The organism is Sporomusa sp., assembly GCF_057736855.1.
The window spans coordinates 1-8,686 of the sequence record NZ_JBYKYF010000128.1 but is presented as its reverse complement, the minus strand read 5'-3'; the positions used below and the strand labels follow the sequence as shown (position 1 = coordinate 8,686).

Here is an 8,686-nt window from a genome sequence, read left to right as displayed (position 1 = left end):
ATATGACGGGTTGTGCCGTCTGTGCCCAGACAGCCTACAACGGTAGTAACACCAGCTCGTATAATATCTCCCAGTTGCACTTCTGGCGTTCTGGTTGCATATCCCCCTTCACCGCCGCCGCCGATCATATGCACATGACCATCAATAAACCCCGGTACTGCCAGACACCCGTTTACCTCGATTATCTGGCAATCCCAATCAGCCGGAACCTCCAACTTTGGACGGATTGCGGCTATTTTATCGCCGGCAATGAGGATATCCTGGCGCCCCATCGCCGCAGGCGCATACACTTCCACACCTTTGAGTAGCGTAAAAAAAGCTTTAGTATTATCCATGATAAATCCTCCAAGATATTATCCCCAATTTTAATGTATCGACTACAACACTATACTAGTTGAAAAACTTAAGAAGCAGTTGCATAACCCAAATGGAAACCATGGCATTAATGCCGCCAATGATAAGAATCGCTGCATAATGACGCGGATTGGTTCCGGCAAGCCCCAATACCCTACCCAAATTTTGTGCAGGATTTCCCATCAAGTATATGGCTGGCAGCAAAACGCTGACATGCACCATGTCAAGATGACCTGAATTGTAAAGACTGGCAGCTACGCCAACAGCTCCCCCCATACTCATGATCGAAGCTAAAAGTACGGTAGCAGCCTCACCTGGCAGCCCCCATAATAGCATAACCGGACCACAAACATTACCTACTAATTTTAACAGTCCTGTTACTTCCAATATACGGATAAGTACAAAGGCCATTACCAACGCTGGAATCAAATTGCGCACGGCAATATTCCAACCATTGCGTGCCCCATCCATAAACATATCCAACATGTTACGGTTGTCTTTCACTTGATTAGCCATTATTGTCCACCTTCCGCTTTCGCCATTCTGCGATTTTCAAAATTGAGATATATCCGCATAAGATTTGCACCGATAATTTTAAACACAAAAATAACGATCAACGGTAAAAGGATCGGACATAATAACATCCCAAACAAAGCGGCACCTGAACCAAAATAATTGCTGACCATGGCGCTGCCAGGGTGTAAATAGGCAACAAAAATTGACCGCTGCTCATCGGTAATTTGGCCTTTATCATACATTTCCTTAGCCATTACAGCACCGGCATCAGTGCTCTGCATATTCGCTATAATTGCCACACTGCAGGCTCCAGGAATTCCCATTAAGAGTTTTAATAGAGGTGTCAGTAACTTTTGCGCAACCCGCAGTCCCCCGTAACCTTCAACAATTTCTACTACACCCATGGCCAAGATCAGAGCCGGTATCAATTCTAGCGCAAACATAAAGCCATCTCGTCCACCGGTTCCGCCAACCCCCCTAAAAGTAAAAACTTTTCCTGCTTCTCCTGTCATTTTGCCAAAAGATCCGTTTAATACTGTGAAATCGCATGCCTGATACCATGCCTGCGATTTGGCAAGCAAACCTGAAAAGAAAAGCATGGCGAATATTAGCGCCACATAACTCTTCCAGGTTATTCCCTGCTCTTGCTCCTGCTTGTCTTGCATATCTTGTTCCTCCTTTTAATGTAAAAATTAGTACTACTGTACATATATGCAAAAATTGTGCCATATACAAAAACTGACAAAACACCTGTTAGTTCGGCATTATTAGCAGGATTTCCCGTCAATAACATCGAAATAATTGGAACATTATCCCTTTTTCATCCTTTTTTTCACCCCTTATCCCTTTTAATAAGGAGGTTACTCTTGAAGCATCTTGTTATTATTTCAAAAGGACGAAATACATGGCGAACGTTATCCGAACAATTAACCAGCCTAATGGGAGATTATGTTCATATCTCTGGTTACTACCTGAAGGGAAACATGCCTACCTACATAAAAGGCGATTTAATTCTTGTCTCTAGCAAAGAACTGCTCCCCGAAGTTCAGGATGCATTACATCCGGATTGCCCAATCATTGTAGCCAGACGCTCCATTAATTATCATGCAATAGAAAAGATTTTCGATATTCCGGATAACACCGATGTGCTGCTTGTCAACGATGCTTATTCAGCGGCGCAGGAAACCATTTCCTTATTACTGGCACTTGGTATTGATCATCTTCGCTACCACCCGTATGCTCCAGGTCTGCGCAATTATCCCCGACTCACAATTGCAGTCACACCTGGCGAACCAGACTGCGCGCCTGCTTGTGTAGAACATATCGTTGACATTAACTCCCGCACTGTTGATATTACCACCCTGGTTGAAATTATCGACAAGCTGTCGTTACTCGATTTACGGGCAAATATTTTATCTGCTAATTATTTGCGCGACGTTATTCATCTCATCAAAACCAATAAGCAAAACGTTCGCAGCACGCATGCAATCAACAATAAACTCCACACCATCATCAATACCGTACATGATGGCATTCTCGCGGTTGACGAAACCAATACAATCTCTGTCATTAACCCCGTCGCCGAATCACTATTATCTCTGAATGGCGCCAATACAACCGGAAAAAAAATCAATGAGGTATTACACAGCACTCTCCAAAAACAATTAGCTCGAAATTCTAATCAACAAGAGAATTTTATCCACTATAATAATAGACAAATTGTCATCAATACGGCTGCAATTAAAGATAACGAGAAGCCAGCTGGATTCGTATATACCTTTAAAGACGTATCCGAAATCAAACGGTTAGAAGAAGAACTCAGACGCAAAACCCTTAAGGATCAACAAGTAGCCCAGTATTCACTAGAGCAAATTGTAGGAACCAGTCCGGTAATCCGTGACACTATCGAAAAAGCCTACCGCTTGGCAGCTTCTAATTCTCCGATATTAATTCAAGGTGAAAGCGGCACAGGCAAGGAATTACTTGCGCAAGGGATACATAATGCCTCCTCAAGACGGCATGGTCCATTTATTGCCGTCAACTTTGCCGCCTTGACGGAAAGTCTGATTGAAAGCGAACTGTTCGGGTATGAAGAAGGGTCTTTTACCGGAGCTCGCAAGGGTGGCGCCGCCGGGTTATTTGAACAAGCACATAAAGGTACCATTTTCTTAGACGAAATTGGCGACTCACCCCTGGCATTTCAAATCAGAATCCTGAGAGTACTGCAGGAAAAACAAGTTCGCCGTGTCGGCAGTACCCGGAATATTCCCATCGATGTGCGCGTCATATCAGCTACCAATCAAAACTTAAAAGATTTAGTGGCATGCGGAAAATTCCGGAAAGATTTATATTATCGTCTCAATGTCCTCCCCCTTTATTTACCCCCGCTAAGAGAAAGAGGCAATGATATCCTATTGCTGGCAAAACATTTTTATAATAAAATTCAGACCGCAGCTAACGCCCTCGATAGCGATACCTATTTTAGTCTCCTCAAATCCCATTTTCTAAACTATGAATGGCCTGGCAATATTCGCGAACTGCAAAACATCGTAGAATATTTAGTGAATGTATGCCCAGATGATATTCCCCAAGCCAGTCTCCTATCCGAACACATATATTATCGGAATGCGAACGAGTCTGCAAGGAACTCTGACAAAACGGAAGAAAATCGCGATCTGAAAGCAATAATCTTAGATGAAATTAAAAGTTACAACCAAAGAGGCCTGTCCATCGGGCGCCGCTCCCTTGCATCTAAGTTAGGCGTACCTGAAAATACTGTTAGGAAAATTATTTGCCAACTGCAAGATTCCGGACAGATCATTGTAAACAGAGGGAGAAAAGGATTATTTAGCACACAATAGCCAATAATTATTTATTTAGCAACAATACACTCCTTAATGCAAAGGGTTTATTGCAGAGCGTCTACAAAGGCACTTTACGCGAAAGGTAAGGTGCCTTTATTGTGTAAGTAATAAAAAAGAAGTGCAATACATCTCGCACTTCTCTTGTACTTGAGCGAATACATAACTGTTATTTTCCGCTCAACCTTTGCATTAATTTTTACCTAAATCGACAATAATGGGAAGTTCTTGTTCAACAAAACGCTTTATTTCTTCAGCGCTGGTCATATCCATAACCGCTTGAGCAATACGTTGTGCTTGCTGCTTGGTAAGCTGGCTTATCAAAAAGCGGGCAGGCAAAATGGCACTTGCGCTCATACTAAATTCATCCAGCCCCATTCCCAACAATATGGGTATTGCCGTTAAATCTCCAACCCATTTGCCCTCTCTATGCGCCGCCGTAATCACGCCTTGTATCAAACGCAAAACCGCTGGGTTAAATGGTTGATAGAGATAAGATACCTTTTCATTCATACGATCAGCCGCCATGGTATATTGCACTAAATCATTTGTCCCGATACTAAAGAAATCTACTTCCTTCGCAAATTGATCAGCAAGTACAGCCGCAGCGGGAATTTCAACCATAATACCCACTTCCATATTGGCATCAAACGGAATATTCTCCCTTATCAACTCTTGCTTAACCGCTTCCAACACCCGGTCCGCCGCTCTCAATTCTTTTAGCGTAGCAATCATGGGATACATTATTTTGATGTTCCCATAGGCACTGGCACGCAAAATCGCCCTAAGCTGTGTCTTGAAAATTTCAGTGCGGTCAAGACAAAACCGAATTGCCCGATATCCTAAAAACGGATTCAGTTCCTCAGGCATATTCATATATGACAGCTCTTTATCTCCGCCAATATCGAGGGTGCGAATGATTACCGGGCGTTTCATCCCAAACATCATTGCAACCTCTTTATAGGCCAAAAACTGTTCTTCCTCAGAAGGAAACTCGGTTTTACCCATGTATAAAAACTCTGTACGATATAAACCAATACCTTCCGCACCATTGGCTAGTGCCCCTCGGGCGTCTTGAGGATTTCCAATATTAGCACCAAGTTCTACCCGAATGCCATCTTGGGTAACCGTCTGCTCATTAACTAGCTTTACAAATTTTTTCTGTCTTGCCGCAAAAGCCTCCTGCTTGGCTTTATACTCCTCAATGATGCTGTCTGCTGGGTTTAGATACACCTTGCCCACATGGCCGTCAACAATTATCCAATCCCCTGCTGTAACCTTACTGACTATATTCTGAATCCCTACGACAGCAGGAATCCCCATGGAGCGTGCCATGATTGCCGAATGGGACGTACGCCCGCCAATCTCGGTTACAAAGCCGCTAACTTTAGCCGTATCCAACTGAACCGTATCCGAGGGTGTCAAGTCATGGGTAACAAGAACCACCTTTTCTGTGATATCTTCTAATGCAATTGACTTTTCCCCCAGCAATGCTTGCAGCAGACGACGGCTAACATCCTTTATATCGGCAACACGTTCGCGAAGATACTCATTATCGATACTCGCAAACATGTCTATAAATCGCACAGTAACTTCCTGCACTGCCGTTTCAGCATTGATTGCTTGATTTTTAATATTGTCTTTAATTTCTCCGATATACTCAGGATCTTGTAAAACCATAATATGGGCAGAAAATATGTCTGCCTGCTTGTCTCCGAGTTTTTGACGAGTCTTCTCCCGGATTTCTTCTACTTCTTGAATGGCTTGGCGAACGGCTTGTTCAAAACGCTGTATTTCTGATTCTATATCACGTACTGAAAGGTTTTTCTTAACTACCTGTAATGCTTGATTTTGAATTAACCAAGCCTTGCCGATGGCATATCCTGAAGCAGCTGCAATTCCCTTATATTCCATCGTCTCCCGACTCCCCTTTTAGTCGCTGATTGATTCTAAAAAATCACAAATGGCGTTCAGCGCCTCAGCTTCTTTTTCTCCTGCCGTAATAACAGTCACTTGATCATTATGTCCAATGCCTAAAGCAAGTACATTCATAATACTTTTCGCGTTAACTTTTTTCCCGCTTTTGCCCAAACTTATTTCACAGGGAAACGCACTTGCCTTTTGCACAAGTATAGCCGCCGGCCGTGCATGCAATCCTGTAGCGCTTTTAATGGTCACCGTTCTTTCCACTATTCATCATCCCTTCTCTGTAATAAAATGCATCTTATTTCCCAGCTTGTCCGGCAATAACCTGAAACCCAAATTCATCAACTAATTGAGAAACATTTAACACTGTAAACCTCCGATTTTGGGGGTACGATTCATTTACTTAGGGAAACTTCAAGCTTTTGTCCGCGTTTCACATATTTTCCTTCCGGCACGGTAACCGTTTCGCCTGAAAGATTCGTAAAGATAATCGGCGTGATCGTGGAAGGTGCTTTCGCTTTCACTACATCCAAATCAACGCTGAGCAGCGGCTGCCCGCTTTTTATTTTATCGCCCACATTGACAAGCGTAGTGAAACCTTCTCCCTTTAAGTTCACAGTATCTATGCCAAAATGGATAATCAGCTCTAAACCGTCATCAGCCGTAATACCGACAGCATGTTTGCTATCAAGTATAATGCTCACAGTTCCGTTAACTGGTGATACAACTTGTCCATTGGCAGGCTCAATGGCAAATCCATCACCCACTATTTTTTGCGAAAATACTTGGTCAGGAACTTTACTGAGACTCAAAATTTTACCATCCAGCGGCGCAACAAAGCCATCAATTGACTTACAGTTCTTGGATGCTGCCGGCAGTTGGTCAGTATGCAAAACCGCCTCAGGCGTTGCCGCAGCCATAGGGGATTTCCCCGCAATAATATTTGCAATTTGTGTCTTTAACTGATCCGACTTGGGTCCAAAAATAACTTGCAAATTGTCGCCCACTACCATTACGCCGGATGCGCCCAGCTTTTTCAATCTGTCTTTATCGACATTGTCGATGTTTTTTACACTCACACGTAAGCGGGTAATACAAGCATCCAAGTGAGTAAGATTTTCTTTTCCACCCAAGGCCTGTAATACTTCTGCCGCTAAGCTTACATTTGTCTCAGCCTTAGCATCCATATCCTCCGCTTGTTCGTCTTCTCTGCCAGGAGTCTTGAGATTCCAGGTGCGAATGGCAAACCGGAACCCTAAGTAATAAATCACAGAGAAAACCAAACCGACTGGAATAACCAGCCACCATGCGGTACGATTGGGAATAACACCAAACAGCAAATAGTCAATTACACCGCCGGAGAATGTCATGCCTATTTTTACATGTAAAATATCCATGATCATAAATGACAAACCGGCAAATACCGCGTGAATACCAAACAATATGGGAGCTATAAACAGGAAGGTAAACTCGATTGGCTCGGTAATGCCGGTTAAGAAAGACGTCAACGCCGCCGAACCCATGATACCGGCAACAGCAGCTTTTTTCTCCGGCCTTGCCTCATGATATATAGCAAGCGCCGCTGCTGGCAGGCCAAACATCATGAATGGGAATTTGCCTGTCATAAATGTACCAGCCGTAAAAGGAACGCCATCCTTTAACTGTGCAAAAAAAATACTCTGGTCACCATTGACAATTTGACCGGTTTTGCTAACATACTCCCCAAATTGATACCAAAACGGATTATAGAAAATGTGATGGAGTCCGAACGGAATCAGGGAGCGTTCAATTACGCCGAAAACAAATGCCGCGGCAGTTTTATTGGTATCAATCATATTGTGTGAAAACAAGGTAAGCCCCTGTTGTATGGGTGGCCAAATAATAGTCATCGCAATCCCTAAAAGTAACGCGGCCGCAGCGGTGACAATGGGTACAAACCGTTTGCCGGCAAAGAAACCCAAATAAGAAGGTAATTCAATATCATAGAATCTCTTATAAATTTGGGCAGCCATAATGCCAACAATAATACCGCCAAAGACACCGGTTTGAAGCGTGGGAATACCCAGCACATTACTGTATGCCGGATTGGCTCCAACCACCATATCAGCAGTAATACCAACTACCAGCCCCATAGTTACATTCAAGATTAAGAAGCCGACAATAGCCGCCAATCCGGCAACACCATCACCGCCAGCCAGCCCTACAGCTACACCAACGGCAAATATCAGAGAAAGATTGGCAAAGATAATATTGCCACCCTGTTCCATTACTTTGGCAAAAGCTTGAATTACTTGATTCTCCAAAGCCGGAATTACACTAATGGCTGCCGGATTTTGCAAAGCATTACCGATAGCCAGCAATATTCCCGCCGCAGGCAGTAACGCAACCGGAAGCATTAAAGATTTACCTACTTGCTGTAAAACACCAAATGATTTTCTTAACATTGTTTTCTGCTCCTCTGTCCTTAGTTTAATCAGAAAATTGGTTTTTAAACGACTCATAGTCAAAATTCATAGCCACTCATTTCTTGATTAAGAATAAAATCAGCACAACAAGGATACACTTTGAGCAAACAATAGGACTATACTAACTATAATTTCCGTAAAAAACCGTACTCATTTGCTAATTCGTGTATCACGACATGTTAGCAAATAAGTACGTTTTTTTACTTTTTTACTTTAAAAAATATTTGAAACTATGCTAGACATTTTATAGCGCTAGTTAACAAAATAACATTATTTTAATTAAACATAAAAATTAACAAGAATTATTACACTAAAATTTAGATAATTTTAATAAATTGACATAATTAGTTAATTTTCGACAAAGCCATCAATATACAATATTATTATAAAACTATACATCAGAGGTTTAACCCAAGAAAAATATGTCTCATCCATTCCTTTATACATTCAACGCTAAAACGTACTTGCGTAAAGGAAGCTATAAGGCATACTTGCGCAAGCGTTTATTTTTTAGGTTCTTTGTCAAATGTTGGGGTAAAGCATAAAGTGTAGTGGAGCAGGGGA

General features: G+C 42.4%; 6 protein-coding genes and 1 pseudogene. 1 reads left to right on the top strand and 6 read right to left on the bottom strand.

Features of this window, described 5'->3' with window-relative positions; genetic code table 11:
- The 3 genes and pseudogenes from AC29Z1_RS09790 to AC29Z1_RS09780 form a co-directional block, all read right to left on the bottom strand.
- Window positions 1–335 (bottom strand): annotated as a pseudogene (locus AC29Z1_RS09790) (beta-aspartyl-peptidase); the annotation flags it as partial.
- Between the two features lie 55 nt (window positions 336–390).
- The gene (locus AC29Z1_RS09785) at window positions 391–870 is read right to left on the bottom strand and encodes a YjiG family protein (RefSeq protein ID WP_488271278.1); all 480 of its coding nucleotides are present in this window, start codon (window positions 868–870) and stop codon (window positions 391–393) included.
- Window positions 870–1,535: a nucleoside recognition domain-containing protein gene (locus AC29Z1_RS09780; RefSeq protein WP_488271277.1), complete on the bottom strand. Its 666-nt coding sequence runs from the start codon at window positions 1,533–1,535 to the stop codon at window positions 870–872. Before AC29Z1_RS09780 ends, AC29Z1_RS09785 begins: the two co-directional genes overlap by 1 nt.
- A gap of 201 nt (window positions 1,536–1,736) precedes the next feature.
- Here AC29Z1_RS09780 and AC29Z1_RS09775 point away from each other — a divergent pair, with 201 nt between their 5' ends.
- Complete coding sequence (locus AC29Z1_RS09775; RefSeq protein ID WP_488271276.1) at window positions 1,737–3,731, top strand: sigma-54 interaction domain-containing protein; 1,995 nt, start codon at window positions 1,737–1,739, stop codon at window positions 3,729–3,731.
- A gap of 192 nt (window positions 3,732–3,923) precedes the next feature.
- Here AC29Z1_RS09775 and ptsP read toward each other — a convergent pair whose 3' ends face one another.
- The 3 genes from ptsP to ptsG all read right to left on the bottom strand — a co-directional run bounded on the left by ptsP (window position 3,924) and on the right by ptsG (window position 8,101).
- A complete protein-coding gene (gene ptsP / locus AC29Z1_RS09770; RefSeq protein ID WP_488271275.1) occupies window positions 3,924–5,645 on the bottom strand; it encodes a phosphoenolpyruvate--protein phosphotransferase in 1,722 nt (573 codons plus the stop codon).
- 18 nt (window positions 5,646–5,663) lie between these two features.
- Window positions 5,664–5,921 (bottom strand): HPr family phosphocarrier protein, encoded by a 258-nt coding sequence (locus AC29Z1_RS09765; protein ID WP_488271274.1) that lies wholly within the window; start codon window positions 5,919–5,921, stop codon window positions 5,664–5,666.
- A 131-nt stretch (window positions 5,922–6,052) separates the two neighbouring features.
- Window positions 6,053–8,101 (bottom strand): glucose-specific PTS transporter subunit IIBC, encoded by a 2,049-nt coding sequence (gene ptsG / locus AC29Z1_RS09760; protein ID WP_488271273.1) that lies wholly within the window; start codon window positions 8,099–8,101, stop codon window positions 6,053–6,055.
- Between the last annotated feature and the right edge of the window lie 585 nt (window positions 8,102–8,686).